This is a genomic window from Bradyrhizobium sp. KZN70725 (assembly GCF_055264925.1).
Window position 1 is genome coordinate 263,155 of sequence record NZ_JBUYWT010000005.1, and the last position, 26,009, is coordinate 289,163.

Genomic DNA, 26,009 nt, shown 5'->3' on the forward strand with positions numbered 1-26,009 from the left:
AACCGGAGCAGGGTCTCGCCTCATCCCGACGAAATCTGCGGAGATCAGGCGAAGGAGATCGTAGCCTCCCGGCTTCGGGCGCGCTGTGCGCTACCTCACCCGGGAGGAGCGGCGGGCTGGGCCGCCTCAGGCGGCTTTGGCGACATCCGCCTTGCGGAAGCGGACCAGCGAGAAGTGGCCGAGCGGCGGAATCAGGCGGCGCTCCGCGAGCTCCATGCCGCGCGCGCCGGCGAGCCATTTGGTGTAGCGCGACCAGGCGAATTCGGCGGTCCGGAACCCGAGCGGGCGCACCACCGGCTGCAGCTTCTGCTCGATGAAGCGGCGCACGCCGGCATCGGCGCTGACGCGGGTCAGGATGATCAGTTCGCCGCCCGGACGAACCACGCGGGCGAACTCGTCGAGCGCGGCTTCCGGGTTCGGCACCGCCGACAGCACGTACTGCGCCATCACCACGTCGAACGAATTGTCGGGGAATTCGAGCTTTTCGGCGTCCATCACCGCGAGGCCCTCGACATTCTTCAGGCCCCGCTCCGCGACCCGCTTCTTGGCCTTCTCCAGCATCGCTTCCGAGATGTCGGTGCCGAAGATGCGGACGTTCGGGCTATAGAGCGGCAGCGAGATGCCGGTGCCGACGCCGACCTCGAGCACCCGGCCGCCGATCTTGTTGGTGGCCTGGATCGCGGCCTGCCGGCCCTTGCTGAACACACCGCCAAACACGAGGTCGTAGATCGGCGCCCAGCGGTCATAGGCCTGCTCGACCGTGTCGCGGTCGAAGTCCATGGAACGGTCGGCACCCAGCTTGATGATTTCAGCCATAGATCGTCTCTCGTCTCTCGTTCGATTGAGGTGTTAATTCGGAACCGCGCTGCGGCCGGCAACGCGGCGGGCGGGCCGCGGCGCGCGGCTCGGCTGCAGCGTGGCCAGATTGCCGATGAACTGACGCGCACTGTTTTCCCAGGAACGCTCCAACGCAAAATTGCGGCAGTCGGCGCGCGACATCGTCAGCGCGCGCAGGCAGGCGCTGCGCAGGTCGTTGTCGATCGCGCCGATCGGATGGTTGGCGATGACGTCCTTCGGGCCGGTGACCGGGAATGCCGCAACCGGCGTGCCGCAGGCCAGCGCCTCGAGCTGCACGACGCCGAAGGTGTCGGTCAGGCTCGGGAACACGAAGACGTCGGCGGCGGCGAGGTGCGAGGTCAAATCCTGCCCCTTCTTCTCGCCGAGGAAAATCGCGTCGGGATATTTCTGTTCCAATGCCGCCCTTTGCGGGCCGTCGCCGACCACGACCTTGGAGCCCGGCAGGTCCAGCGACAGGAAGGCGTCGAGATTCTTCTCCACCGCGACGCGGCCCATGGTCATGAAGATCGGCCGCGGCAGATCGAGCACCGCCGGCTGGTCCGGATTGAAGATCCTGGTGTCGACGCCGCGGGTCCAGAAGCCGAGCCTGCGGAAGCCGCGCTCGGCGAGCTCGCTGCGCAGCGAGTCGGTCGCGACCATCGTCATCGACCCGGCGGCGTGGAAGTGGCGCAGCACCGCGTAGCCGACGCTGTCGGGAATTCCGGTGCGAACCGAAACATATTCCGGGAAGCGCGTTGTATAGGATGTGGTGAAGGCGAGCTTGTTGCGCTGGCAATAGCCGCGCACCGCCCAGCCGATCGGCCCTTCGGTCGCGATGTGGATCGCCTCGGGCGCGGCCTCCTCGATCCGGCGCGCGATCTCGCGGCGGTTCGGCAGCGCCACGCGCAGGCCAGGATAGGTCGGCACGCCGACCGAGCGGAAACCGTCGGGAGTGAGGAATTCGATCTCGGCGCCGAGCCCGGCTGCGCTGCGCGCAAGCGACGTCAGCGTCCGGACCACGCCGTTGACTTGCGGATGCCAGGCATCGGTCGCAACGAGTATGCGCATTGCAGGAGATCCAAATCGTTAATCTTGATTCTGCTCGCACGACGTTCTGACATGGATGTTTCAAACGTATGACGTCATCGAAATGTTAGGTTGTTTTTCACGGCAAACGGCCGATTTTTCGTGTAACGTGACAGCCAGATGTCGGAGCAGAGTGAAAATCCCGGCGCCAAGCGCCGCAGGCTCAGGCGGCGAAACTCGTCGCTGCTGATCCTTGCGGCCGGCATGCTTGTGTTCGGCCTCGCCGCCGGCGCGCTGTATTACGCGCTGCGTCCGGTGACGCTCGCGATCGCGGTCGGCCCGACCGGCAGCGAGGACGTCAAGCTGATCCAGGGCTTCGCCCAGGTCTTTACGCACGACGGCAGCTCGGTGCGGCTGAAGCCGGTCACGACGCAGGGCTCCGCCGAGAGCATCGCACTGTTCACGGCGAACAAGGTCGACCTCGCGGTGGTGCGCGGCGACCTCGATCTGCCCGCGAGCGCCGAGTCGGTTGCGATCCTGCGCAAGAATGTCGTCGTGCTGTGGGCGCCCTCGGGCGCCAAAGGCAAGCGGCGGTCCGCGAAGATCAAGAGCATCGACGATCTCGCCGGCCACAAGGTCGGTGTGGTCGGCAGCACCCAGGCCAACGTCACGCTGCTGCGGGTGATCCTGACCGAGTCCGGCGTCAACCCCGACAAGGTCGCGGTCAGCCAGTTCGCCGTCAACAAGATCGCCGACCTCGCGCGCGACCCCTCGCTCGATGCCTACATGACCGTCGGCCCGCTCGACAGCAAGATAACGGCGGAAGCGATTACGGCGACGGCGGCGGCGCGCGGCGAGCCGGTCTTCCTCCCGGTCGATGTCTCGGAGGCAATCGCGCAGAAGCATCCGCGCTATGAGTCCGAGGAGATCGCCGGCAGCATCTTCTCCTCGTCGCCGGCGCGGCCCGAGGACAAGGTCGAGACCGTCAGCGTCAATCACCTCATCATCGCGCAGCATGCGCTGAGCGAGGCGACCGTCGGCGCGCTCGACCGGCAGCTGTTCACGCTGCGCCTCCAGGTCGCGCGCGATCTGCCGGCGGCGGCAAAGATCGAGAAGCCCGACACCGACAAGGACGCCGCGCTGCCGGCGCATCAGGGCGCGGCCGCCTATATCGACGGCACCGAGCGCACCTTCCTCGAAAAATACTCCGACTACATCTGGGGCGGCATCCTGCTGCTCTCCGGCCTCGGCTCGGCCGGCGCCTGGCTGCGCCACTACGTGAAGCGCGACGAGCGCGAGCACTACATCACCCATCGCGACAATCTGCTGACCCTGATCTCGCAGGTGCGCGGCGCCGAGACGCCGGAACAGCTCGCCGCCATGCAGGGCGACGCGGATGCCCTGTTGCGCGAGGCGCTCGACTGCTACGACGACGGCGCGATCGAGGAAGGCGATCTCTCGGTGATCGGGCTGACGCTCGAGCAATTCCATCACGCCGTCTCCGACCGCCGCGCCGTGATCAACGGCGACAAGCCGGGCCTGCCGCGGATGCGCGCCGGCTAGGCCGCGTGCACGCCGAATTGCACCGAGAGCAATGTGCACCGAGAGCAATGTTTGGATTGCGCATGCAGGCGCGCGTGGCCATGTTGAGTACATGACCACAACGCTTCGCACGACACCATGATCACGTCCATCGTCGCTGACCTGCCCGGACCTTTCGTGCTCGCGGTTGCCTTCGCCGGCGTCTTCCTGATCGCCTTCATGAAGGGCGCGTTCGGCGGCGGTTTTGCCATCGTCGGCATCCCGCTGCTGTCGCTGGCGATGGACCCGATCGCGGCGGGCGCGCTGCTGGCACCATTGTTCGTCGTCATGGACGTCACCGCGCTGCGGTTCTGGCGCCCGAGCACGTGGTCGCGCATCGACCTCGCGATGCTGCTGCCGGCGCTCGTCGTCGGCATCGGCCTCGGCTATTTCGTGCTGCGCGATCTCGACCGGCATGCCGTCGAGATCGTGATGGGCGTGGTGACGCTGGTGTTCGCCGCGCTGTGGCTTCTCGGCGGCGGCGAGATCAAGCCGCGTCCGCGCTCGACGTTCAAGGCGACGTTCGCCGGCCTGTCCTCCGGCGTCACCACGATGGTGGCCCATTCGGGCGGGCCGCCGCTTGCGATCTATCTGCTGCCGCTCGGCATGCCGAAGGCGCTCTACGCCGGCACCACTAGCCTGTTCTTCACGGTCGGCAACCTCTTGAAGGCCGGCCCGTGGCTCGTGCTCGCCACGCCGTCGCGCAGCCTGTGGATGCTGATGGCGCTTTGCGTGCCGGCGGTGCCGGTCGGCGTCTGGGCCGGATGGCGGCTGCACGAACGTCTCGACCAGCGCGCGCTGTACCGCGCCTGCTACGCCATTCTGGTCATCACCGCGGCCAAGCTGCTGTGGGACGGATCGGCCGGATATCTCAGCTCCTGAACGGCGAAGGTGCTGGCTCCTCGTCAGGAGGAGTGCCTGCTGCGGACGGCGCTCGCGGCAACGGCAAGAGGCGCAATGTCCTGGCGCGGCGCGGCCGCGTCGTCCGGCGCAAGGCGCTCGCGCGCCACGAAGGAGAAGCGGCTGCGCAGCTTCAGGATCGGCTTCTCGATCCAGTGCCAGGAGAACGCGGCGAACAGCGTGATCAGCAGCAGCGCAATCGCGAACTGAACGATCACGGGCGCGTGCGGCAGCCATACCCGCACCACCTGCTGCACCGGAAAGCCGTAGAGATAGATGCCGTAGGAATAGTCGCCGCGCGAAATCAGCGGCAGCCGCGGCAGCTTCGAAACGCCGAGATAGGCGGTGATATAGACCAGCGCCGGGGCGATCAGCAGATTGAGCACCGGCTGGCTCATCCAGTCCGCCGGACCGAGCAGCGCGGCGCCCGCGCAGAGCGCGCAGCACGCGGCGAGAAGCCATCCGTTGTAGGGAATGCGGTCACGATAGAGATAGATCGCGATGCCGAGCATGAACGCGACCGGCAGCTTCGCGCCGCGTCCGAGGAACGGCGCCGTGCTGAAGATCCTGTCATGCAGCGTGCCGGCGACCCCGGCGGGCAGTTGCGAGGGTTGCGCGCCATGCCCGGCGAGTACGAGCGCAAGGCCGATGCCGACCAGCACGAGCGCACCGAGCACGATGAGCGGCGGCTTGCGCAACAGGCCGAACAGGATGAACACCGTCATCAGCGCGTAGCAGCCATATTCGAACGGCACCGTCCACAGCGAGCTGTTGACCTCCGGCGCGGGATTTCCGCTGAACACGCCGGGCAGGACGTAGTTCACGAGGCCGATGATGTTGGTGAAGTATTTGTAGGTGCCGAAATTGGCGAAATAGTCCGACAGCGGCAGCGCGGTGAAGATCGGCCCGAGGATCAGTGCCGACAGCACGATCTCGACCGCAAGCGCCGGAATGATCCGCATGCCGCGATTGGTGAGAAATTCCTTTAGGGAGAGCCGCAGGCCGCTCGCCGCGATCAGAAAGCCGCTCAGCGCGAAAAACATCACGAGAATGGCGTAGTGCGGAAACCAGGCGATCCACGCCTGCTCGCCGTCGCCACTGCCGCTCGCGACATAGGGCGCGTGGGCGGCGACGACGGAAATCGCCAGTGCGATACGGAGAAAATCGAACCCGGGGCCGAAGCCCTTCTGCCGATCCAGCATGCTGCCGATCGTGTGCCCCAGCATCATTTCCACTCCATTCCGAAACAATGCGCTGGGACAGCAAGCACCGTGCCAGGAAGACTGTCTTGCGGCGGGACACCCCCTTCCCGGCAACCCGGCCTTAACCGTGCGACGAAACACGCACGAAACAATTCCCTAACGGCACGAAACCATTTTGGCGATTTCGTGCAAACGTCCTGAAACGCCTCACCTGTACTGCTTTGACCCAACGACGCGCCGGAACTGGCGCGCAGGGCGCAAACAACAGGGGTCGACAATGTTCAATTCCATCAAGCTGAACTCACGTCTCGCTGCCGCCGCCTTCGGTGCGCTGGCGATTGGCACCGTCGCTTTTTCGAATTCCGCCGCGGCCGCTCCGCTGCCGATGTTCCCCTTCATCCTGACGCCGCCGACCGAGGCCGTGCAGCCGCCGGTGCAGTCGATGCCGCAGACGCAGGAGGAAGACCGTTCGGTCGAGTTGCCCGCCCGCCTGCGCCGCCAGGTCGTCGCCTATCCGACGCGCGAGGCGCCCGGCACCATCATCATCGACACCCCGCACACCTATCTCTATCTCGTGCTCGGCAACGGCCAGGCCATGCGCTACGGCATCGGTATCGGCCGCGACGGCTTCACCTGGTCGGGCACCCAGACCATCACCAAGAAGGCGGAGTGGCCGGATTGGACGCCCCCGCCGGAAATGATCGCCCGCCAGCCCTATCTGCCGCGCCACATGGCCGGCGGCCCCGGCAATCCGCTCGGCGCCCGCGCCATGTATCTCGGCGGCACCATCTACCGCATCCACGGCACCAACGCGCCGGAGACGATCGGCACCCGCGTGTCCTCCGGTTGCCTGCGCCTGACCAACGCAGATGTCTCCGACCTCTATTCGCGGGTCAGCGTCGGCACCAAGGTGATCGTGCTGCCGATGACCGACCGCCGCGCCGATCTCGGCTCGGCCGTCCGCTAGGTCTCGCCCTTCCAAGGCGTCCTTAACAAAGGCGTCCTCGACGACGGCTCCGGCATTCTCATGCCGGGGCCGTTGTCGCGTTCATCAACCTTAACGCCTTCGCCCCTGAAGCAGCTTGATCCCGCCACACTGGCGCCCTCGTCGGGGGGCCTGTACAAGCCGTCAAGTTGATTTTCATCCGGGGGAATGATGCGTCTACCGATGCATCCAAGGACGATAGCGCTCGGGACCGCGGTGGTGCTGGTCTCGTTCGTGATCAGCCTCAAGGCAATGGACTGGCTCGCGCCGAGCGTCACCGTGCAGAAGCCGAAGCTCGCAGAGCTGCCGCCGCTGCCGCAGGCGCCGCGTTCCTCGACGATCGTGGCGCAGGTCTCGGTCGCGCTGTCGGCGATCCGCGACGCCGCCGAACGCGGCGCGCCGAAGACGTTCGGCGGCAAGGCCGACAACCCGGTCCAGCAAATCCTGCAAAATGCCGACATCGGCTGGACCGCATCGCGCGGGCCGATCGCGGCCACCGGCGCGCAGGACGTGCTGACGCTGACCACCCCGATCAACGGCACGCTCAAGGTCACCGGCGCGTTGTCCGCCAAGGCAACCGGTGCGGTCAACGACGCGCTCGGCAGCCTGCTCGGCGGCAATGTCGCCAAGCAGATCGGCGCCGTGAACATCAAGAACATCAACGCCAACGCCGAGATCAAGGGCAACGTCACCCTCACCGCGCGGCCGAAGCTCGGCGCGTCCTGGCGGATCGAGCCGAACCTGCAGGCACAGGTCAATCTCGGCGACACCAGCCTGTCGACGGCCGGCGTCCGCATCAGCGTGCCGGCCCAGGTCAAGCCTGTCATCGACAAGGCGGTCGCCGACCAGATTTCTGTGGTCGAGGCCCGATTGCACAACGACCCGGTGTTCCAGAACAACGCCCGCACGCAATGGGCCAAGGCCTGCCGCTCGATCCCGCTGCAAGGCACCGGCGGCACCACCTCGATGCCGCCGATGTGGCTCGAGCTGCGACCGACCCGCGCGATCGCCGCGCAGCCGAAAGTCGATGCGTCCTCGCTGATCCTGACGATGGGGATCGAGGCCGAGACGCGGATCACGGAGGCGCAGACCACCCCGAACTGCCCGTTCCCCGAAAAACTCTCGATCGTGCCGCCGATGCCGAGCCAGGTCGCGATCGGCCTGCCGGTCGACCTGTCCTTCACCACGCTGAGCCAGCTGGTCGAGGCGCAGCTCAAGGGCAAGACCTTCCCCGAGGACGGCTCCGGTCCGGTCGACGTGACGGTCAAGAGCGCGAGCATCGCCGCCTCCGGCGACCGGCTTCTTATCTCGCTCCTGGTGCACGCCAAGGAGAAGGCCAGCTGGTTCGGGCTGGGCGCCGAGGCGACCGTGCACATCTGGGGCCGGCCGCGGCTCGACCAGCCGTCGCAGACGCTGCGGCTGACCGACGTCGAGCTGGCGGTGGAATCCGAGGCCGCGTTCGGCCTGCTCGGCGCCGCCGCACGCGCGGCGATCCCGCACATGCAGCAGACCCTCAACGACCGGCTGGTGGTCGACCTGAAGCCATTCGCGACCAACGCGCAGCGCAAGGTCGCCGCCGCCATCGCCGACCTGCAGAAGAACGAGGAGGGCATCCGCGTCGACGCCGAGGTCAACAGCATCCGGCTGGCCGGGATCGACTTCGATTCCAAGACGTTGCGGGTGATCGTGGAAACCGACGGCACCATCAAGGCCGCCGTCACCGCGTTACCGGCGCTGTAGGACACTGCCCGAGCGGATTGCTCTCTTACCTCGCCCCGCTTGCGGGGAGAGGTCGGATTGCGAAGCAATCCGGGTGAGGGGGTACAGGTCTCACGACAATCGCCACCCGTGGATAAGGCCCCTCACCCCAACCCTCTCCCCGCGAAGAGCGGGGGAGAGGGGGAACACTTGCCGCGCGCATGCTCAAAAAGTCGTCTTTGCGACAGCTTGTCGCAGCGGCTAGAACGCCCCGGTGGAAGCAACCCTCAACGAAAAAGTCAGGGAGAAAAACACGATGAAAACACTCTTGGCCGCAGCGGCGGCCGGCCTCGCGCTCGCGGTCTCAGCGACCGCGGCGAACGCCCAGATCTCCGACGACGTCGTCAAGATCGGCGTGCTCACCGACATGTCGAGCCTCTATGCGGACGCCACCGGCAAGGGCTCGGTCGCCGCCGTCGAGATGGCGGTCGCCGATTACGGCGGCAAGGTGAAAAGCAAGCCGGTGCAGGTGATCGCAGCCGATCACCAGAACAAGCCCGACGTCGGCGTCAACATCGCACGCAACTGGTACGACAACGACAAGGTCGACGCGATCCTCGACGTGCCGACCTCGTCGGTCGCATTGCCGATCTCGGCGCTGACGCGCGAGAAGAACAAGATCCACATCAATTCCGGCGGCGGCTCCTCCGATATCACCGGCACCGCCTGCTCGCCCAACACGGTGCACTGGACCTACGACACCTATGCGCTATCGAACGTCGCCGGCAAGGCGATGGTCAAGCGCGGCGAGGACACTTGGTTCTTCGTCACCGCCGACTACGCCTTCGGCATGGCGCTGGAACGCGATGCCGCCAATGTCGTCAAGGAGAGCGGCGGCAAGGTGCTGGGCGACGTGCGTCATCCGCTCAACTCGTCGGACTTCTCGTCCTTCCTGCTGCAGGCGCAGGCCTCCAAGGCCAAGGTCGTGGCGCTGGCGAATGCCGGCGGCGACACCACCAACGCGCTGAAGCAGGCTTCCGAGTTCGGCCTGACCCAAGGCGGCCAGAAGATGATCGCGCTGCTGCAGGAGATCACCGACACGCATTCGCTCGGCATCAAGGCGACCCAGGGCCTGATCGTCACCGACGCCTTCTACTGGGACATGAACGACGAGACCCGCGCCTTCTCGAAGCGCTTCAACGAGAAGGTCGGCCATATGCCGACCATGATCCAGGCCGGCCTCTATTCGGCGACCATGCATTACCTGAAGGCGATCGAGGCCATCGGCACCGACGAGGCGCCGAAGGTGATGGCCCAGATGCGCGCCACGCCGGTCAACGACTTCTTCGCCAAGAACGGCCATATCCGGATCGACGGCCGCATGGTGCACGACATGTATCTGTTCGAGGTCAAGAAGCCCGAGGAATCCAAGGGCGAGTGGGACCTCTACAAGCTGATCGCCACCGTGCCCGGCGACGAGGCGTTCCGCCCGCTCGACAAGGGCGGCTGTCCGCTGGTGAAGTCGAACTGACGGCCACGCCACACCGGATCGCATCCAGCGATGCGATCCGGTCTCTCCGCGCATCGCAGACGGAATTCCGCGGCTGCCATGCCGTACCCCGCAAGCCGGAGCGAAAGTCACTGCAGGCATTACGCCTGGAAGACCCGCAGCGTTGCGATCTGGAATGGACGCAGCGCCAGGCGGCATCCCCGATCCTCGGTCGGCAAGGCCTCGATGCGGTCTTCCAGGGTGTTGCTGATCCACACCGACGCGATGTCGACGCCGAAATCGAGCGCCGCGGCGGTGCGAATGCCGGCGCTCTCGTAAAGCCGCACCACCCAGCCGTCTCCATCCTCGGCGGGCTTGATCGTATCGACGATCACGTTGGCCGGAGATGCGGTCAGGAACGATCGTCGCAACAGCGCGCCAGGGCGCCCTTTGGTCCACAGCACCGGACGCTCGAACCGCAAGGCGCGCCCGACCGTGTCCGCGCTGCGCCAGTCGCCGTGGTGGGGATAGATCGCATAGCGCATCCGGTGCCGCCCGATATCGGCCTGCGGATCAGGCAATTCGGAGCCGCGCAGCAGCGTCAGCGCGAGCTGGTTGCCGAACGCCGAATAGCCGTGACGGCAGTCGCTGAACAGCGACACGCCGAAATCCGGCTCGGCGAGATCGGCCCAGCGATGCCCGGGCACCTCGTACTTGGCCGCATCGGCATCCGCGTTGGCATGGGTCGGCCGCTCGGTTGCGCCGAACATGGTTTCATAGGTTGCGTTCGATGCACGGCAGGCGACGGGGAACATGACCTTCAGCGCCGTCTTGCGCTCCTGCCAATCGACCGTGGTTTCGAATTCGAGATGATCGGCGCCGGCATCGAGGCGGATTACCTGCACGAGCCGGCTTGCGCGTCCGAGCCCGCGCTCGAAACGAATCTCGCCGCGCAGCCCGCCATCCGACAGCACGGCGCAGCTCACATCTCCTGTCACCTCGCGCGCGGTCTCCAGCGCGAACGGATCGATATCCCATGCCTCGAAATCGAGCGGCCGGTCATCGAGCAGCAGCAGCCGGGCTGCCGGCGATGCGAAGGTCTCGCGGCCGGTCGCAACATGCAGCAGCGACCGAACGAGCCCGCTGCGATCAATGCGCACTTCGAGCCGCGCGTTCGACAGCACGAAGCCGTCCAGATCGGCGGCGACCACAACGCGATCGTCGGTCGTCGTCGTTTCACCCGCCGCAAACGGCGCGGCGGCGATGTGACGAAGCTCGCCGTCGGGGTCGGACGCGACCTCGGCGCGCGCGCAGCCCAGCGTGTTGACGGGTGTCCAATTGCCGTCTTCGGGATCGCACAGTGTCGCCAGCACGGCTTGCGTGCGACGCCCGGCCTCCTCCGCCACGCCAGCGAGTTCGACCTCCGCACGTTCATAGACCTCGCGGATGCTGCTGCCGGGAATGATGTCGTGGAACTGGTTGACCAGCAGCGTGCGCCACAGCGCTTCGATCTCCTGTGCTGACGGTGCCGGTTGCCGGCAGGCAGCCGCGACCGTGGTCACGAATTCGAGGGCCTGAAGGCCGGCCTCGCAAGCGCGGTTGAGGCGCTTGGTCTCGGCCTGCGTGGTGTAGGTGCCACGATGATATTCGAGATAGAGCTCGCCTTCGATCGTTGCCAGATCCGGCGCTGATATCGCCAGGCGGTCGAAGAACTCGTCGACGGAGCGAATCTGGATTCGCGGCAGCCCCTGCAAGTCCCTTGCGCGCTGCATCGTCTCGTCGGCACCGCCGCCGCCGTCGCCATAGCCGAACAGATAGAGTGCGTCGGACGAACGGTCGGCGTCCTTGTAATTGGCGGCGTGATAGCGGAGCTCCGCGACCTGCGCCGATCCGTTGTAGGTGTCCGCCGGGGGGAAATGCGCCAGCACCGTGCTGCCATCCAGTCCGCGCCAATGGAAGCTGTGATGCGGCGGTGAGGTGAACTTGTTCCACGACAGCTTCTGGGTCAGGAAGCGCGACATCCCCGCGGACTGCATCAGCTGCGGCAGCTGGGCGTCGTAGCCGAACACGTCGGGATTCCAGAACACGCTGGAGCGCGCGCCGAACGTTTGCTCGAAATAGCGCTGACCATAGAGGAACTGACGGCAGATCGACTCGCCCCACGGCAGATTGCAGTCCGGCTCGATCCAGCTGCCGCCGACCGGAATCCATTGGCCGGCGGCGGCCTTGGCGCGAATTCGGGCGAACAGGTCAGGGTCATTCTGCTCGATGACGGCGTACTGATAGGCCTGCGAGCAGGCGAACTTGAAATCGGGATAGCGCTCCATCAGCGCCACCGCCGTGGAGAAGCTGCGTTGCGCCTTGCGCCGGGTTTCCGCCAGCGGCCACAGCCATGCCGTGTCGAGATGGGCGTGGCCGATCGCCGACATCTCGTGGGTGATGCTGCCGTTTCGTGCCGCGAGCAGGCCGTCGAGGATCGCCCGCGCCGCCGGCCATGTCGCGCGATCGTCGGGATCGGTGATGTTGCAGATACGGTTGAGATCGTGCAGCAGGCGCCCCGCCCAGGTCCGATCCAGCGCCGGCTGCGCCGTCTCTCCGACAGCGCCGTATGACCTCGACTTTGTCGTGGGATCGCGGTCAGCCTCGAGCTGGCGCAGCACCTCGTAGTCGAAATAGAATGCCGTGGCCTCGGAATCGAAGCAGCGCAGCTCGCAGGCGACCAGCGCGTAGGCCTGCGGATCGCTCCAGGACGCACCGAACAGGCCGTTGCAGGCCACCTCCACATGGAAGCTGATCGTCTCCCCGCCGCTCGCCGACTGAACGAGCGGCGCGGTGTGGCGGCCGGGATTGAGACCCTGCGAGGAACGTCCGTTGAGCCAAAGCAGCGCTTCCGAGCGGCTGTCCCAATACAGATCCACGCGCGTGCCGGCCCAGGCCCGCGGCACCTCGGCCACGACCTGCACCCAATAAGTCGCCCATAGCGGTCCCAGCGTCTCGCCCAACGGGACCGGCCGATAATCGAGCTTGAGCGCCTCCTCGAGGCTGATCCGCTCGGTGGGACCGGCAAGCGCGAGCGAAGTGACCGGCACGCGGTCGGCATGAATCTTCTGTTGCAGCCGCTCCGCAAAGCCTTGCAACCGGCGCCGCGTGTATTGCGGGTAGCGGCCGCGAATCCGGGTTACCGCTGGATCGCCGCTATCGCGGTCCCTGTCATTCATCAGGTTCTTCAGCCATTTGACGAATGATCACGTGAGGGTTGATGATGATTGCAACGCGCTGTCCGAATTGGATCGCCTGACCTACTCCCTACACTCTTCCCAAATTTTATCCATCCGGCCAGCAAAAAAGCGCGCCCGGCAGCAACCGGACGCGCTCTTCTCTTGCAGGTGACGCGATGCGTTAGTCGGTCGAATACTTGAATTCCGGCATCGCCTTCAGCTCATCCTTGCTCGCATTGAACACGGCGTGATCCGGATACCAGGGATTCGGCTTCGACGTCGCCGCCGCAGGGGCCGCGCCCGTGGTGGTCGTCTTGCTGGTGCTGCCGGCGCCGGTGTTCGAGGCGCCGGTATAGGCGATCGGCTCGTTCACGAACTTCACCTTGTCGATCGGGACCGCGACCAAGTGCTCGCCGACGCCAAGGAAGCCGCCGACGCCGATCACGACCGCCTTGATTGTACCGCCCTTCTCCATCAGCAGATCATTGATCGAGCCGACGCTTTCATTGGCATCGTTGTACACGCTGAGGCCGACGACCTTCGACGCGCGCCAGTTGCCCTTGAACGAATCCGGCGACGTGGCTGACGTCGACGCCGCAGGAGACATCTTGTCGCCCTTATCGGTTGGCGTCTGCGCAACGGCGACGGTTGCAAGCAGCGCGGTGCCGGCGAGGCCGGCGATGATGGATTTGACCAACATTGATGGCTCTCCTCTCGCAAAATCGATGCTGGGAAAACCCGTCATCTTCGCAACCGTTCCTAACGGACCTGCGCTCAAAAGCCGCTTAAATGCCGAGGAACGGGGGTGAGGACCTTTCAGCGCACGGAAACGCTGCGCCGCTTGACGAAAGGTATCGTGATCTCTCAAGTGAGCTTGCGGTTGAGCCTCACGACTGCGCCGGACGCGCAGTCCATGATGTGACGATGTTTGGCTCACTAAGTCGTCCCGGCGAACCGCGCTGCACAAGCCGCGCGCTCGTCCCAGCGACCGCATCATCGATCGGCGAGCGTCGTCATGCGCGCATGTTGCCGCGCGATCAGAAGCCGCCCCAATAGGGCGGCACGCCGTAGAAGCGATGCAGCTCGACTTCCTGCGAGCGATCGCCCCAATCGAAATCCTTGTCGGCACGGAACGACGGCGCGCGCTTCAGCTCCTCGTCCTCGATGTCGAGCTCATAGGCCTCGAACTTCGGGTTGTAGTGCAGCCGGCCCCAGGGCAGCGGGATCAAATTGGTTCCAATGCCCAGGAAGCCGCCGAAGCTCAACACCGCGTACGATACCTTGCCGGAGATCTTGTCGATCATCAGCCGCTCGATATGGCCGATCATGTCGCCATTGGCCCGGCGCACCGCCGTCCCCTCGACCCGGTCGCTTGCAATGAGCTGATGCGGCCTGGTCTCGACCTCGACAGCCATCTCACCCTCCTTGACCCGAAAGAGAAATAACGCGTCGCCGGGGTAACGGGTTCCGCCCCCGGATATGACAGCCGCCCTTCCCCTTCTCCGGCCGCCATAACGACCAGGGGCCAGAGGGTTCTGCCCGCATTTCAGGGCATCAGGATTGATGACAGAACGATAACTTTTCTGCCTGCGGCCGACCTGTTAACCCGGATAGCCGGGCAAGATTTCAGACACATACTGAAACAAAATTCCTGAGCCGCTTTCCCCGAATCACGGACAAAAGATCGGTATGACCCAGGCTGCGCCCAATATCCTTGTCGTCGAGGACGACCGCGAGACGCGGTCGCTTATCGCAAAATATCTCCGTACCAATTCTTGTCATGTCACGACCGCCTCTGACGGCCGCGAGATGGCCAAGGCGATGACCGACCACCGCGTGGATCTCCTGGTGCTCGACGTCATGCTGCCCGGCGAGGACGGCCTCAGCCTGTGCCGCAAGGTGCGGGCGGAATCGCAGACGCCGATCATCATGCTGACCGCGCGCGGCGAGGACGTCGACCGCATCCTCGGCCTCGAGATGGGCGCCGACGATTACCTGGCAAAGCCGTTCAACCCGCGCGAGCTGCTGGCGCGGATCAACGCGGTGCTGCGCCGGCAGGCCGCCGCGCGCAACGCCAGCGCGATCGAGGGCGCGACCACGCTGACCTTCCTCGGCTGGCGTATCGACATCCGCCTGCGCGAGCTGCGCAACCCCGAAGGCGCGCGCGTCGCCATGACCAGCGCCGAGTTCGACCTGCTGCGCACCTTCTGCGAGCGGCCCGGCCGCGTGCTGTCGCGCGACAGCCTGCTCGACCTGACCCAGGGCCGCAGCGCCGGCTCGTTCGAACGTTCGATCGACGTGCTGGTCAGCCGCATCCGCCGCAAGATCGAGCCCGATCCGCAGGAAGCCACCATGATCAAGACGGTGCGTTCCGGCGGCTATGTGTTCACGCCGAGGGTGGAGGCGGTTGCCGCCACGAACAATTGACCATGAAGCTGCTGCGCGTGCTGAGTCTGCGGGGGATCGGCGCCCAGATGGCGGCGCTGGTCGTCGTTTCGATCGTCGCGCTGCACTTGATCATCACCGCCACCTTCCTGATCCATCGCCCTGATCGGGTGGAGCCGTCGGACCGCTGGCACACCCAGCTCGCCGCCGCCGCGCAGCTGCTCGGGCATGCCCCGGCGTCGGAGCGGCCGCGGCTCCTGGCCGACGTCGCCCGTGCTTTCCCGCAACTTGCGATCGGCGACCTGCCTTCCGATGCCGGCGCGCTCACCGAAACCGACACGCCGAGCCTGCACGCGCTGCGCCGGCTCGGCGCCGGCTATCGCATCTTCCTGCTGCCGCGCGAAGCTGGCAGCACGCCACATGACGGCGAAATTCGCCGCGTCGCGATCCGCCTGCCCGACGGCGCCATGTTCGCCGCCAACCTGATGCCGGATCAGCACATGCGGCCGTTCTGGGGTGGACCGTGGATGATGACGGTGCTGTTCGCCGTCATCAGCGTCACCCTGCTCGGCCTGTGGGCGGCATGGGCGCTGACCGCGCCGCTGTCGTCCTTCGTCAAGGCCGCCGAGACCTTCAGCCTGAACGGCGCCGCCGCGCCGCTGCCCGAGCGCGGTCCGGAGGAGATCCGTTCGCTGGCCCGGGCGCTGAACCGGATGCGCGAGCGCATCACCGCATTGATCGACGATCGCACCAAGATGCTGGCCGCGATCAGCCATGACCTGCGCACGCCGATCACGCGGATGCGGCTGCGCGCCGAATTCATCGAGGACGAGACCCACCGCCACCGCATGCTGCGCGACCTCGACCAGATGCGCTCGATGCTGGAATCGGTGCTGTCGTTCCTGCGCAACGACCGCAAGCTCGAGGAGATGACGCTGGTCGACATCGCGAGCACGCTGCACCTCGTCACCGATCAGTTCGCCGACATGGGACACAAGGTCAGTTACACGGGCCCGCAGCACGCGATGGCGACCGCGCGGCCGGCCGACCTGCATCGCTGCATCACCAATCTGGTGGAGAATGCCGTGCGGTTCGGCGGCGAAGTTGCCGTCCGCCTCGACGTCAAGCCCGACCGCCTCGTCGTCGACATCGAGGATGACGGGCCCGGCATCTCGGATGCGCACAAGGCGAGCGTGCTGGAGCCGTTCGTGCGCGGCGACCAGGCACGCAACATGGATGAGGCCGAAGGCTTCGGCCTTGGACTGTCGATCGCCAACGCCATCGTGCTCGCGCATGCCGGCACGCTGTCGCTGCACGATCGCAAGCCGCACGGGCTCGTGGTCCGGATCGAATTGCCGGCGCGGCAACAGCAATTGCAGCGGCAGAAATCCGCGGCCTGATCAGGCGAAGCTGATGCGATGAGGAGACGTCAGGCGGCGAGCGGCGTAATGAGCTCCGCTTCCTCGTAGATCGCGATGGCCTCGAAGCGGTAATTGCAGGCGCGGCAATTCCACAAGAACGACGAGCGGCCTTCGCTGTGCTCCACCCAATCAGGGCGGGCGATCGGCTTACCGCATTGCGCGCAGGGATTTTCGCGAGGCATATAGCCGGTGTCCTGACGGACCATGGCGCATCTCCCGAATGTTGTTTCTTGCGTGCTTGGACAGAGCTGCTGACTGAACGATCGCGCACTCTGCCGTGGACGAAGTCTAGACCTTCATTGATTCGTTTGCACGACAAACTGCTGTGGATAGCGTGCGGCAAAATTAGTCAGAAAAATTAGAAGGAAATTGCAGGCCAAGACAATTTTTGGCTGAGACGATTGAAGCAAACAATTTGAAGCATCCGTATTGCAATCGCGTGGTCCCTTCACCCCATGACCGGACAATCACGGATGCATTAACGTTCGCTGATGCGAAGGTTTTGCCACATTCCTGCCCGCTAGCCGTACCAATGAGACCGCAGAACCGACGCGCATCTGAAAGCCCGAGCGATTGAGATGAAGACCGTACAAGCCCTTGGCTGCCTTGCCGCAATCGCGGTGCTGGCGTCCTGCGCGAGCGCGCAGGCGCAATCGCGCGCGCAATATGAGGCGATGGTGGCGGCCGAGGCCCAGGCCAACCTCGTACCGGAAGAGCTGGTGCATCGCGTCATCGTGCGCGAGAGCAAGTACCATCCGCAGCTGATCGGACGCGGCGGCACCATCGGGCTGATGCAGATCAAGCTCGGCACTGCACGCGGCCTCGGCTACACCGGTACCGCCGAGGGTCTGCGCGATCCCCAGACCAACCTCAAATACGGCATCAAATACCTCGCCGGCGCCTATCGCGCCGCCGATGGCAATCACGATCGAGCCGTGCGTTATTTCGCGGGCGGGTATTACTACGTCGCAAAGCGCCAGCGCGGGGATCACCTGAAGGAAGCGAAGCATGGCGGCGCGGGTGCACCGCCGAAGGAATTCGCCAAGTCGGAGCAAATGACGGCCGATACCGCCGAGCCGAAGCCGGAACAGGCCGAAAAATAGCGCCGATCGTATCCGCGCAGCCCCACGGCGCGTGCCGGCCATCCTCGACACCGCCTGTCAACGCGTCTGGCATACAAGTTGACACACGAGCCCATCCGCCTACATTAGGGGCGTTCCGAGGGGTGCTCCGAAGGAGGAGCTGAGATACCGCAAGCTTGGGCTAGCCAGTAGGCGAATAGTCCGGGACCGCGGTGACCCTTTGAACCTGATCCGGGTCATGCCGGCGAAGGGACAGGGATGTATCAGACGTCAAGACCGCGGGGGGATTCCCCCGTCTCCATCATCGGCGCCGGCATAGCCGGCGCCTGGCATGCGCTCTTGCTCGCAGAGGCCGGACGTGCCGTCACCCTGCATGAGCGCAGTGACGCCGCGATGACGGAATCCACAAGCCACTGGGCCGGCGGGATGCTCGCGCCCTGGTGCGAGGCGGAGGCCTCCGAGCCGGTGATCTCCCGGCTCGGCATCCGCTCGCTCGAGCTCTGGCGGCAGCATGTTCCGGAAACCCCGTTCAACGGCTCGCTGGTGGTGGCGCATCCGCGCGACCGCGCCGATTTCGAGCGCTTTGCCCGCCTCACCACCGGCCATCGCCGGATCGACGCCGAGGGCGTTCGCGCGCTCGAGCCGTCGCTCGAGGGCCGTTTCCGTGACGCCCTGTTCTATCCCGACGAGGGCCATGTCGAGCCGCGCCGCGTGCTGCCGCGGCTGCATGCCGCGATCGGCAAGGCCGGCGGCGCCATCAAGTTCGGCAGCGACGCCGAGGCAGCCGATCTCGACGGCGTCGTGATCGACTGCCGCGGCCTTGCCGCGCGCGACCGCGAGCCGAGCTTGCGCGGCGTCAAGGGCGAGATGATCATCATCGAGACCTCCGAGGTCGAACTGGCGCGCCCGGTGCGGCTGATCCATCCGCGCTGGCCGCTTTATGTGATCCCGCGCGGCGACGGCCGCTTCATGCTGGGCGCGACCTCGATCGAGGCCGAGGACAACGGCGTCAGCGTGCGCTCGGCGCTGGAGCTGTTAGGGGCCGCCTATGTCGTGCATCCGGCATTCGCCGAGGCGCGCATCGTCGAATTCGGCGCCGGCCTGCGCCCTGCATTTCCCGACAATCTGCCGAAAATCAGGATCGAGCAGGAACGCATCACGGTGAACGGACTCTACCGTCATGGCTTCCTGCTCGCGCCGGCGCTGGCGGAGCTGACGCTCGCCTATCTCGCGCGCGGCGAAATCGACAATGAGGTGATGCAATGCGCGTGATCGTCAACGGCGAGCAGCGGGAGATCGTGGCCTCCAGTGTCGATGCGCTGCTGGCCGAGCTCGACTACGAGGGCACGCATTTCGCGATCGCGCTGAACTACGACGTGGTGCCGAAGAGCCGCTGGGCCGACACCGCGTTGAAAGCCGGCGACGAGATCGAGATCATCACGCCGCGGCAGGGAGGGTGATGTGAGTTTGTTCGCACACTCCCTCCCCATGTCGTCCCGGCCGAGTGCGCGCTTGCGCACGGAGCCGGGACCCATAACCACGACCGGCTATTGGCGGAACGAACGACGCCCCGCGTGCCCTCTTGAAGGGCCGCGGCGTATGGGTCCCGGCCTTCGCCGGGACGACGGCGTGATTTGAGGAGACACCACGGATCATGGTCACCTTCTACGGCAAATCCTTCCCGTCCCGCCTGCTGATCGGCACGGCGCTGTATCCCTCGCCTGCGATCATGCAGAATGCGATCCGCGCCTCGGGCGCCAGCATCGTCACGGTGTCGCTGCGGCGCGAGGCGGCGGGTGGCAAGACCGGCGATGCGTTCTGGTCGCTGATCCGCGAGCTCGGCGTCACCGTGCTGCCGAACACCGCGGGCTGCCGCAGCGTCAAGGAAGCGGTGACCACCGCAAAGCTCGCGCGCGAATTGTTCGGCACGCCGTGGATCAAGCTCGAGGTGATCGCCGACAACGACACGCTGCAGCCCGATGTGGTCGGCCTGGTCGAGGCGGCCGGCATCCTGATCAAGGACGGTTTTGAAGTCTTCCCCTATTGCACCGAGGATTTCTCGGTCGCCTCGCGGCTGGTCGACGCCGGCTGCAAGGTGGTGATGCCGTGGGCAGCACCGATCGGCAGCGCCAAGGGCATCACCAACCGCGACGCGCTGAAGCTGTTGCGCGACCGCCTGCCCGGCATCACGCTGGTGGTCGACGCCGGCTTAGGGGCGCCTTCGCATGCCGCCGAGGCGCTCGAGCTCGGCTATGACGCCGTGCTGCTCAACACGGCGGTCGCCAAAGCCGCCGATCCCGTTGCGATGGCCAATGCCTTCCGCCTCGGCGTCGAGGCCGGCCGCACCGCTTACGAAGCCGGGCTGATGGAAGCCCGCGACTTCGCCTCCCCCTCCACCCCTGTCGTTGGGACCCCGTTCTGGCATGCCGTATCCTGATCCGTTCTATCCCGTCGTCGACAGCATCAAATGGGTCGAGCGACTGACAAAACTCGGCGTCGGCACCATCCAGCTGCGCGCCAAGGAGCTCGACGATGCCGGGGCGCTGCAGATCGTCAGCGATGCGCTCACAGTGACCAAGGGCACGCCGACCAAGCTCGTGGTCAACGACTATTGGCGCGCGGCGATCGTCGCCGGCGCCGAGCATCTGCATCTCGGGCAGGAAGACCTCGCCGAGGCCGACCTCGGCGAGATCCGCAAAGCGAAGCTGACGCTCGGCATCTCCACCCATGACGACGCCGAGCTCGCCACCGCGCTCGCCGCCAAGCCCGACTATGTCGCGCTCGGCCCGATCTTCTTCACCACGCTCAAATCGATGCGGTTCGAGCCGCAGGGCATTCCGAAGATCACCGAGTGGAAGAAGCGGATCGGCTCGATCCCCCTTGTCGCGATCGGCGGCATCAAGTTCGAGCACGCCGCCGAGATCTTCGCCGCCGGCGCCGATTCGATCGCCGTCGTCAGTGACGTCACCCAGAACCCCGACCCCGACGCGCGGGTCAGACAATGGCTCGGCCTCAGCGCGGAGGCCGCGTGATGCACGTAACTCTCACCAGCGTCATTCCGGGGCACGCGAAGCGTGAACCCGGAATCTCGCGCCACCACCTCGAGATTCCGGATCGGTCCTAACGGACCGTCCGGAATGACGACAAGATTAAGGAGGATCCCTCATGAACATCCGCTCCAATCCCGACACCACCCGTCCCGCCGTCACCACCGGCGCGCTGCCCGCCTCACGCAAGATCTTTGCGACGCCGGAGGCCGCGTCCGATCTGCGCGTGCCGCTGCGCGAGATCATGCTGTCGGAGGGCGCCGGCGAGCCGAATTTGCCCGTCTACGACACCTCTGGCCCCTACACCGACCCGAACGTGACGATCGACGTCAATGCCGGCCTGCCGCGCAATCGGCTCGCCTGGGTCAAGGAGCGCGGCGGCGTCGAGGAATATGAGGGTCGCACCATCAAGCCGGAGGACAACGGCAATGTCGGCGCCGCGCACGCCGCCAAGGCGTTCACCGCGCACCACAGGCCGCTGCGCAGCCTCGACGGCCACAAGATCACGCAGCTCGAATTCGCCCGCGCCGGCATCATCACCAAGGAGATGATCTACGTCGCCGAGCGCGAGAATCTCGGCCGCAAGCAACAGCTCGAGCGCGCCGAAGCCGCGCTCGCCGACGGCGAGAGCTTCGGCGCTGCGGTGCCGGCCTTCATCACCCCGGAATTCGTCCGCGACGAGATCGCGCGCGGCCGCGCCATCATTCCCTCCAACATCAACCATGCCGAGCTCGAGCCGATGATCATCGGCCGCAACTTCCTGACCAAGATCAACGCCAATATCGGCAACTCGGCGGTGACCTCGTCGGTCGAGGAAGAGGTCGACAAGATGGTGTGGGCGATCCGCTGGGGCGCCGACACCGTGATGGACCTCTCGACGGGGCGCAACATCCACACCACCCGCGAATGGATTTTGCGCAACTCGCCGGTGCCGATCGGCACCGTGCCGATCTACCAGGCGCTGGAGAAGTGCGACGGTGATCCGGTCAAGCTGACCTGGGAGCTCTACAAGGACACCCTGATCGAGCAGTGCGAACAGGGCGTCGACTATTTCACGATCCACGCCGGCGTGCGGCTGCCCTACATCCATCTCACCGCCAACCGCGTCACCGGCATCGTGTCGCGCGGCGGCTCGATCATGGCGAAGTGGTGCCTTGCGCATCACAAGGAGAGCTTCCTCTACACCCATTTCGACGAGATCTGCGACCTCATGCGCAAGTATGACGTCTCGTTCTCGCTCGGCGACGGTCTGCGCCCCGGCTCGATTGCGGACGCCAACGACCGCGCGCAGTTTGCCGAGCTCGAGACGCTCGGCGAACTGACGAAGATCGCGTGGGACAAGGGCTGCCAGGTCATGATCGAGGGCCCCGGCCACGTGCCGATGCACAAGATCAAGATCAACATGGACAAGCAGCTCAAGGAGTGCGGCGAGGCGCCGTTCTACACCCTCGGGCCGCTGACGACCGACATCGCGCCGGGCTACGACCACATCACCTCGGGCATTGGCGCTGCGATGATCGGCTGGTTCGGCTGCGCGATGCTGTGCTACGTCACGCCGAAGGAGCATCTGGGTCTCCCGGATCGCAACGACGTCAAGACCGGCGTCATCACCTACAAGATCGCGGCCCACGCCGCTGATCTGGCCAAGGGCCATCCGGCCGCGCAGCTGCGCGACGATGCGCTCAGCCGTGCCCGGTTCGACTTCCGCTGGGAGGACCAGTTCAACCTCGGCCTCGATCCGGACACCGCGAAGAACTTCCACGACGAGACCCTGCCGAAGGAAGCCCACAAGGTCGCGCATTTCTGCTCGATGTGCGGCCCGAAATTCTGCTCGATGAAGATCACCCAGGACGTCCGCGACTACGCAGCGACGCTCAACGACAAGGAGCAGGGCATGGCGCAGATGAGCGCCAAGTTCAAGGAGATGGGAAGCGACGTGTATCTGGACGCGGAGAAGGTGAAGGAGAGCAACAGGGTGTTCTGACCCTCACCGCTCGTCATGCCCGGGCAACAGCGCGGAGCGCGTCTTCGCGCGGGACGCCCCGGGCATCCATCCAAAAACGAAAGGCCGGGTGAAAGCCCGGCCTTTTTGCGTCTGGATCATTCACTTATGATTTAGTGCGTGTGTTCGGCTTGTGGAGGGCCGGTCACGACAGCAACCGGCCCAGGTCCACACCAGGCGCTCCGCAGAACCCTTGACTTGGATCAACGAAAAATCCGCTATCTCATCGCTTGCTATGACGCTCGAAAGCGATGAAGGTCGGGTCAGGGATATTACCCCTGTGACCATTTGATTGGGGAGTTTCATGAGAACCTTCAACGCTGTGCTATTCGTACTTCTCGTTGCGCAAGCGGCCTCGACACAGGCTGCGGATTTGAGCGGAGCCTGGACGATCGACGCCTCGGCTTGCAACCAGGTCTTCACCAAGGAGAACAACAAGCTCGCGTTCAAGAAAGATGCCGATCTCAACGCGGGAGGCTTGATCGTCCAGGGCAAGCAAATCACCGGCACGTTTCAAAAATGCACCGTCAAATCGCTGCATGATGACGGGCAGAATGTTCGCGTGATTGCGGCGTGCTCGGACGGCGTCGCGGTTTCGGACGTGTCATTCGACATAACACTCTCCGGAGAGAACAAGATCATACTCAGCTCCAAGGCACCGGTGCCCATCGAGACGCCGTATGTTCGCTGCTCGATGTGACATTCGGCGGCGACGGCTTGAGCAAGTAGCCCGGATGAGCGAAGCGATATCCGGGGTTTACCTGTCCCGCATATCGCTGCGCTCATGCGGGCTACCGGACTATTCCTGAATCCTACGCCGTCGCCCCGACAGCTGCTTGCACACCGCCCCGCGCCCCCGCACCAAACGCAATCTCCTGATACCCTTTCTCCGCAACCCCGTTGATGATCCCCAAGAACTTCGGCGTGCCGCCGTTGTAGACGAAGTAGCGGACCGTCCCCTCCTCGTGGCCGGCGACGTTGGAGTTGTAGCCGGTGAACCACGACTTGGCTTTGCGCATCAGCATGATCTCGTACATCTTGACGACATGCGCGGTCCAGCGCTGCTGCGCTTCGAGCGTGGCGTCGGCGCGGGTCAGGCCGCGGTCCCACATGTATTGAAGCAGGTTGGTGCACCAGTTGACGCCGTTCTCGATGCCGCGCGGGAAGTTCGTGGATGCAGAGGCGCTTTGCGGGCCGGTCGGCATCAACAGGTTCGGGAAGCCGTGGACGAGCATGCCGAGGAAGGTCGATGGCGCGTGCTTCCACTTGTCGGCGAGGCGCTCCCCGCCAATGCCGCGGATATCTATCAGGTCGTAGGCGCCGGTGATGGCGTCGAAGCCGGTGGCGTAGACGATGATGTCGAAGTCGTAGTCGCGCGCCGTGGTGCGCAGGCCGCTCTCGGTGACGCGCACCAGCGGCGTCTCGCTGAGGTCGACGAGCTGCACATTGTCGCGATTGTACGCCTCGAAATATCGGGTCTCCAGCGGCAGCCGCTGCACGCCAAAACCGTGATCCCGCGGGATCAGCTTCTCGGCGACATCAGGATCGTTCACGCGCTGGCGGATGCGGCCCGCGATGTATTCCGAGAGCTCCGCATTGGCGGCTTCATCCATAAAAATCTCGCGGAAGTTCGCGAGCCAGATGCCGAAGCCGGGCTCGTCGTAGAGCCTGTCCCACAGCTTGAGCCGCTCCGCGCGGCTCACCTCGTAGAAGCCGCGCTTGTCGGGGCCATGGACAAAACTGCCCGGCGTCAGCGCGCAGGCAGCGAAGATCTCGTCATAGCGGGCGCGGATGTCGGCCATCTCCTCGTCGGAGATCGCTGAGTTGTTGAGCGGCGCGCTCCAGTTCGGCCGGCGCTGAAACACCGTGAGCTCGCCGACCTTGTCTGCGATCTCGCCGATCAGCTGGATGCCGGTGGCGCCGGTGCCGATCACCGCAACTTTCTTGCCGGCAAGATCGACCGGCTCGTGCGGCCAGTAATAGGTGTGGAACGAGCGGCCCTTGAAGTCATCGATGCCAGGCACGCGCGGCATGGTCGGCGCCGACAACAGCCCGATCGCGAGCACCACGAAGCGGCAGGTCAGTTCGCGGCCGTCACTGATCCTCAATTGCCAGAGGTCGCGCGTCTCGTCGAACTGCATGATATCGACCTTGCAATTGAACTGCATGTACTTGCGCAGGTCGAACTTGTCGGCGACGTAGTTGAGGTAACGCAGATTCTCGGGCTGGCCGGAGAAGCGCTCCTTCCAGTGCCACTCGTCGAGCAGCTCGCGCGAGAATGAGAAGCCATAGGTGTAGCTCTCGGAATCGAAGCGGCAGCCCGGATAGCGGTTCCAGTACCAGGTGCCGCCGAGATCGGGCGCGGCTTCGAGCACGGTGGCGTCGATGCCGAGATCGGCCAGCCGCTTGATCTGGTAGATGCCCGCGACGCCGGCGCCGACCACGATCACCTCAAAGTGGGTTTTCGCCTCTCCTGTCATGTCCGCTCCCGAATTCTTCTTGATCTGTTTGAGCGGATTACAGACCCTTTTGCACCTGCAAGCAACCGCGCGATCGGGCACGACTTGCGTTGAGGCGCTGCGTGCACCACATCGATCACTGCAATTTCGCCAAGCGCAATCCGGGCAAGCGACATGACCGACAATCTCACCGGCGTCTGGGACGGCAGCTATGTTCAGCCGAGCGGCATGGTCACGTTCCTGGCGACGCTGATCGACGCCGGCGGCGCGCTCGGCGGCAGCGTGACCGAACCCTGCGTGATGCCGGGCTGTCCGATCAGCACGCACAATGCATCGCTTGCGGGCCAGCGCTCCGGCAGCGCTGTTACGTTCGTCAAACGTTACGAGCCGCCTGGCTACGGCTACGACACCGTGCACTATGAAGGCGCGGTCAATGCCGACGCGACCGAGATCGACGGCCGCTGGAGCATCCGCGGCACAAGGTTCTCGGGGACGTTCCTGATGGTGCGCGCAACCGGACCGTCGCAAGCGGTCACGACGGAAGAAGAGGTCAAGGAGCCGGTGCGCTAGAGCCTGTCTTCAGTTGAGGGATTCCCAAATCAGGGGATAAGTGATTCATGGGTGGTCGGCTTTTGGAGGGGCCGGCCGATGCGACGCTATGCATTGCGCGACGACCA

Annotated in this window: 23 protein-coding genes and 1 riboswitch; of the genes, 15 read left to right on the forward strand and 8 right to left on the reverse strand. The window is 65.2% G+C overall.

Annotated features, from left to right (window positions below; genetic code table 11):
* Positions 1-126 precede the first annotated feature (126 nt).
* Together ACZBJS_RS07430 and ACZBJS_RS07435 are read right to left on the reverse strand one after the other, a co-directional pair.
* Positions 127-816, reverse strand: a complete 690-nt coding sequence (locus ACZBJS_RS07430; RefSeq protein WP_316393684.1) for a class I SAM-dependent methyltransferase — start codon at positions 814-816, stop codon at positions 127-129.
* A 33-nt stretch (positions 817-849) separates the two neighbouring features.
* Positions 850-1,905, reverse strand: a complete 1,056-nt coding sequence (locus ACZBJS_RS07435; RefSeq protein WP_028332589.1) for a glycosyltransferase family 4 protein — start codon at positions 1,903-1,905, stop codon at positions 850-852.
* Positions 1,906-2,043: 138 nt separating this feature from the next.
* Between ACZBJS_RS07435 and ACZBJS_RS07440 the strand changes: the two genes are divergently transcribed.
* Both ACZBJS_RS07440 and ACZBJS_RS07445 read left to right on the forward strand, forming a co-directional pair.
* Positions 2,044-3,426 (forward strand): TAXI family TRAP transporter solute-binding subunit, encoded by a 1,383-nt coding sequence (locus tag ACZBJS_RS07440; RefSeq protein ID WP_168857512.1) that lies wholly within the window; start codon positions 2,044-2,046, stop codon positions 3,424-3,426.
* 117 nt (positions 3,427-3,543) lie between these two features.
* Positions 3,544-4,326, forward strand: coding sequence for a sulfite exporter TauE/SafE family protein (locus tag ACZBJS_RS07445; protein WP_076824231.1), 783 nt, complete (start codon positions 3,544-3,546; stop codon positions 4,324-4,326).
* Positions 4,327-4,349: 23 nt separating this feature from the next.
* Here the strand turns inward: ACZBJS_RS07445 and ACZBJS_RS07450 are convergent, their stop codons facing one another.
* Positions 4,350-5,573 carry an acyltransferase family protein gene (locus ACZBJS_RS07450; protein WP_253625813.1) on the reverse strand — a complete coding sequence of 408 codons (1,224 nt, stop codon included), beginning with the start codon at positions 5,571-5,573 and terminating at the stop codon, positions 4,350-4,352.
* A gap of 250 nt (positions 5,574-5,823) precedes the next feature.
* Between ACZBJS_RS07450 and ACZBJS_RS07455 the strand changes: the two genes are divergently transcribed.
* The 3 genes from ACZBJS_RS07455 (at position 5,824) to ACZBJS_RS07465 (ending at position 9,760) form a co-directional block, all read left to right on the forward strand.
* Entirely contained in the window at positions 5,824-6,513 is a 690-nt protein-coding gene (locus ACZBJS_RS07455; protein WP_076824069.1) for a L,D-transpeptidase, read from the forward strand.
* A gap of 189 nt (positions 6,514-6,702) precedes the next feature.
* Positions 6,703-8,271 carry a DUF4403 family protein gene (locus ACZBJS_RS07460; RefSeq protein ID WP_229191589.1) on the forward strand — a complete coding sequence of 523 codons (1,569 nt, stop codon included), beginning with the start codon at positions 6,703-6,705 and terminating at the stop codon, positions 8,269-8,271.
* 274 nt (positions 8,272-8,545) lie between these two features.
* Positions 8,546-9,760, forward strand: a complete 1,215-nt coding sequence (locus ACZBJS_RS07465) for an ABC transporter substrate-binding protein (RefSeq protein WP_463438617.1) — start codon at positions 8,546-8,548, stop codon at positions 9,758-9,760.
* Positions 9,761-9,879: 119 nt separating this feature from the next.
* Here ACZBJS_RS07465 and ACZBJS_RS07470 read toward each other — a convergent pair whose 3' ends face one another.
* From ACZBJS_RS07470 to ACZBJS_RS07480, 3 genes are all read right to left on the reverse strand, one after another.
* On the reverse strand, positions 9,880-12,936 hold the full coding sequence (locus ACZBJS_RS07470) for an alpha-mannosidase (protein WP_463438618.1): 3,057 nt from the start codon (positions 12,934-12,936) through the stop codon (positions 9,880-9,882).
* A gap of 181 nt (positions 12,937-13,117) precedes the next feature.
* A complete protein-coding gene (locus ACZBJS_RS07475; protein WP_057014954.1) occupies positions 13,118-13,636 on the reverse strand; it encodes a PRC-barrel domain-containing protein in 519 nt (172 codons plus the stop codon).
* 337 nt (positions 13,637-13,973) lie between these two features.
* Positions 13,974-14,351, reverse strand: a complete 378-nt coding sequence (locus ACZBJS_RS07480) for a PRC-barrel domain-containing protein (protein ID WP_028344225.1) — start codon at positions 14,349-14,351, stop codon at positions 13,974-13,976.
* Between the two features lie 274 nt (positions 14,352-14,625).
* Here ACZBJS_RS07480 and ACZBJS_RS07485 point away from each other — a divergent pair, with 274 nt between their 5' ends.
* Together ACZBJS_RS07485 and ACZBJS_RS07490 are read left to right on the forward strand one after the other, a co-directional pair.
* A complete protein-coding gene (locus tag ACZBJS_RS07485; protein WP_018273044.1) occupies positions 14,626-15,363 on the forward strand; it encodes a response regulator in 738 nt (245 codons plus the stop codon).
* Between the two features lie 2 nt (positions 15,364-15,365).
* Entirely contained in the window at positions 15,366-16,721 is a 1,356-nt protein-coding gene (locus ACZBJS_RS07490; RefSeq protein ID WP_253625809.1) for an ATP-binding protein, read from the forward strand.
* A 29-nt stretch (positions 16,722-16,750) separates the two neighbouring features.
* Here the strand turns inward: ACZBJS_RS07490 and ACZBJS_RS07495 are convergent, their stop codons facing one another.
* Entirely contained in the window at positions 16,751-16,948 is a 198-nt protein-coding gene (locus ACZBJS_RS07495) for a hypothetical protein (RefSeq protein WP_028332600.1), read from the reverse strand.
* A 372-nt stretch (positions 16,949-17,320) separates the two neighbouring features.
* Here ACZBJS_RS07495 and ACZBJS_RS07500 point away from each other — a divergent pair, with 372 nt between their 5' ends.
* The 7 genes from ACZBJS_RS07500 to ACZBJS_RS07530 all read left to right on the forward strand — a co-directional run bounded on the left by ACZBJS_RS07500 (position 17,321) and on the right by ACZBJS_RS07530 (position 23,573).
* Positions 17,321-17,845, forward strand: coding sequence for a lytic transglycosylase domain-containing protein (locus ACZBJS_RS07500; protein ID WP_057014952.1), 525 nt, complete (start codon positions 17,321-17,323; stop codon positions 17,843-17,845).
* 108 nt (positions 17,846-17,953) lie between these two features.
* Positions 17,954-18,095, forward strand: a riboswitch (TPP riboswitch).
* Complete coding sequence (locus ACZBJS_RS07505) at positions 18,083-19,096, forward strand: FAD-dependent oxidoreductase (RefSeq protein WP_316393680.1); 1,014 nt, start codon at positions 18,083-18,085, stop codon at positions 19,094-19,096. It overlaps the preceding riboswitch by 13 nt.
* Positions 19,087-19,284, forward strand: a complete 198-nt coding sequence (thiS, locus tag ACZBJS_RS07510; protein ID WP_076824056.1) for a sulfur carrier protein ThiS — start codon at positions 19,087-19,089, stop codon at positions 19,282-19,284. The genes ACZBJS_RS07505 and thiS overlap by 10 nt, the downstream gene beginning before the upstream one ends.
* Before the next feature lie 194 nt (positions 19,285-19,478).
* Complete coding sequence (locus ACZBJS_RS07515) at positions 19,479-20,261, forward strand: thiazole synthase (RefSeq protein ID WP_076824053.1); 783 nt, start codon at positions 19,479-19,481, stop codon at positions 20,259-20,261.
* Entirely contained in the window at positions 20,248-20,856 is a 609-nt protein-coding gene (gene thiE, locus ACZBJS_RS07520) for a thiamine phosphate synthase (protein ID WP_316393679.1), read from the forward strand. Before ACZBJS_RS07515 ends, thiE begins: the two co-directional genes overlap by 14 nt.
* Positions 20,857-20,989: 133 nt before the next feature.
* On the forward strand, positions 20,990-22,855 hold the full coding sequence (gene thiC, locus ACZBJS_RS07525; protein ID WP_316393678.1) for a phosphomethylpyrimidine synthase ThiC: 1,866 nt from the start codon (positions 20,990-20,992) through the stop codon (positions 22,853-22,855).
* A gap of 322 nt (positions 22,856-23,177) precedes the next feature.
* On the forward strand, positions 23,178-23,573 hold the full coding sequence (locus ACZBJS_RS07530; protein ID WP_057014948.1) for a hypothetical protein: 396 nt from the start codon (positions 23,178-23,180) through the stop codon (positions 23,571-23,573).
* Between the two features lie 112 nt (positions 23,574-23,685).
* Here ACZBJS_RS07530 and ACZBJS_RS07535 read toward each other — a convergent pair whose 3' ends face one another.
* On the reverse strand, positions 23,686-25,353 hold the full coding sequence (locus tag ACZBJS_RS07535) for a flavin-containing monooxygenase (RefSeq protein WP_229191749.1): 1,668 nt from the start codon (positions 25,351-25,353) through the stop codon (positions 23,686-23,688).
* Positions 25,354-25,506: 153 nt separating this feature from the next.
* On the opposite strand from ACZBJS_RS07535, the gene ACZBJS_RS07540 reads away from it, so the two are divergent.
* On the forward strand, positions 25,507-25,902 hold the full coding sequence (locus ACZBJS_RS07540; protein ID WP_168857501.1) for a hypothetical protein: 396 nt from the start codon (positions 25,507-25,509) through the stop codon (positions 25,900-25,902).
* Positions 25,903-26,009 lie beyond the last annotated feature (107 nt).

What these genes read in the sequence shown, in the direction of transcription:
- ACZBJS_RS07500 (WP_057014952.1), top strand. Translation starts at nt 17,321, where the DNA reads ATGAAGACCGTACAAGCCCTTGGCTGCCTTGCCGCAATCGCGGTGCTG.
- ACZBJS_RS07435 (WP_028332589.1), bottom strand. Translation starts at nt 1,905, where the DNA reads ATGCGCATACTCGTTGCGACCGATGCCTGGCATCCGCAAGTCAACGGC.
- ACZBJS_RS07445 (WP_076824231.1), top strand. Translation starts at nt 3,544, where the DNA reads ATGATCACGTCCATCGTCGCTGACCTGCCCGGACCTTTCGTGCTCGCG.
- ACZBJS_RS07530 (WP_057014948.1), top strand. Translation starts at nt 23,178, where the DNA reads ATGAGAACCTTCAACGCTGTGCTATTCGTACTTCTCGTTGCGCAAGCG.
- ACZBJS_RS07495 (WP_028332600.1), bottom strand. Translation starts at nt 16,948, where the DNA reads ATGGTCCGTCAGGACACCGGCTATATGCCTCGCGAAAATCCCTGCGCG.
- ACZBJS_RS07430 (WP_316393684.1), bottom strand. Translation starts at nt 816, where the DNA reads ATGGCTGAAATCATCAAGCTGGGTGCCGACCGTTCCATGGACTTCGAC.
- ACZBJS_RS07540 (WP_168857501.1), top strand. Translation starts at nt 25,507, where the DNA reads ATGACCGACAATCTCACCGGCGTCTGGGACGGCAGCTATGTTCAGCCG.
- ACZBJS_RS07490 (WP_253625809.1), top strand. Translation starts at nt 15,366, where the DNA reads ATGAAGCTGCTGCGCGTGCTGAGTCTGCGGGGGATCGGCGCCCAGATG.
- thiC (WP_316393678.1), top strand. Translation starts at nt 20,990, where the DNA reads ATGAACATCCGCTCCAATCCCGACACCACCCGTCCCGCCGTCACCACC.
- ACZBJS_RS07465 (WP_463438617.1), top strand. Translation starts at nt 8,546, where the DNA reads ATGAAAACACTCTTGGCCGCAGCGGCGGCCGGCCTCGCGCTCGCGGTC.
- ACZBJS_RS07440 (WP_168857512.1), top strand. Translation starts at nt 2,044, where the DNA reads ATGTCGGAGCAGAGTGAAAATCCCGGCGCCAAGCGCCGCAGGCTCAGG.
- ACZBJS_RS07515 (WP_076824053.1), top strand. Translation starts at nt 19,479, where the DNA reads ATGGTCACCTTCTACGGCAAATCCTTCCCGTCCCGCCTGCTGATCGGC.
- ACZBJS_RS07480 (WP_028344225.1), bottom strand. Translation starts at nt 14,351, where the DNA reads ATGGCTGTCGAGGTCGAGACCAGGCCGCATCAGCTCATTGCAAGCGAC.
- ACZBJS_RS07460 (WP_229191589.1), top strand. Translation starts at nt 6,703, where the DNA reads ATGCGTCTACCGATGCATCCAAGGACGATAGCGCTCGGGACCGCGGTG.
- thiE (WP_316393679.1), top strand. Translation starts at nt 20,248, where the DNA reads ATGCCGTATCCTGATCCGTTCTATCCCGTCGTCGACAGCATCAAATGG.
- ACZBJS_RS07485 (WP_018273044.1), top strand. Translation starts at nt 14,626, where the DNA reads ATGACCCAGGCTGCGCCCAATATCCTTGTCGTCGAGGACGACCGCGAG.
- ACZBJS_RS07475 (WP_057014954.1), bottom strand. Translation starts at nt 13,636, where the DNA reads ATGTTGGTCAAATCCATCATCGCCGGCCTCGCCGGCACCGCGCTGCTT.
- ACZBJS_RS07455 (WP_076824069.1), top strand. Translation starts at nt 5,824, where the DNA reads ATGTTCAATTCCATCAAGCTGAACTCACGTCTCGCTGCCGCCGCCTTC.
- thiS (WP_076824056.1), top strand. Translation starts at nt 19,087, where the DNA reads ATGCGCGTGATCGTCAACGGCGAGCAGCGGGAGATCGTGGCCTCCAGT.
- ACZBJS_RS07535 (WP_229191749.1), bottom strand. Translation starts at nt 25,353, where the DNA reads ATGACAGGAGAGGCGAAAACCCACTTTGAGGTGATCGTGGTCGGCGCC.
- ACZBJS_RS07470 (WP_463438618.1), bottom strand. Translation starts at nt 12,936, where the DNA reads ATGAATGACAGGGACCGCGATAGCGGCGATCCAGCGGTAACCCGGATT.
- ACZBJS_RS07505 (WP_316393680.1), top strand. Translation starts at nt 18,083, where the DNA reads ATGTATCAGACGTCAAGACCGCGGGGGGATTCCCCCGTCTCCATCATC.
- ACZBJS_RS07450 (WP_253625813.1), bottom strand. Translation starts at nt 5,573, where the DNA reads ATGATGCTGGGGCACACGATCGGCAGCATGCTGGATCGGCAGAAGGGC.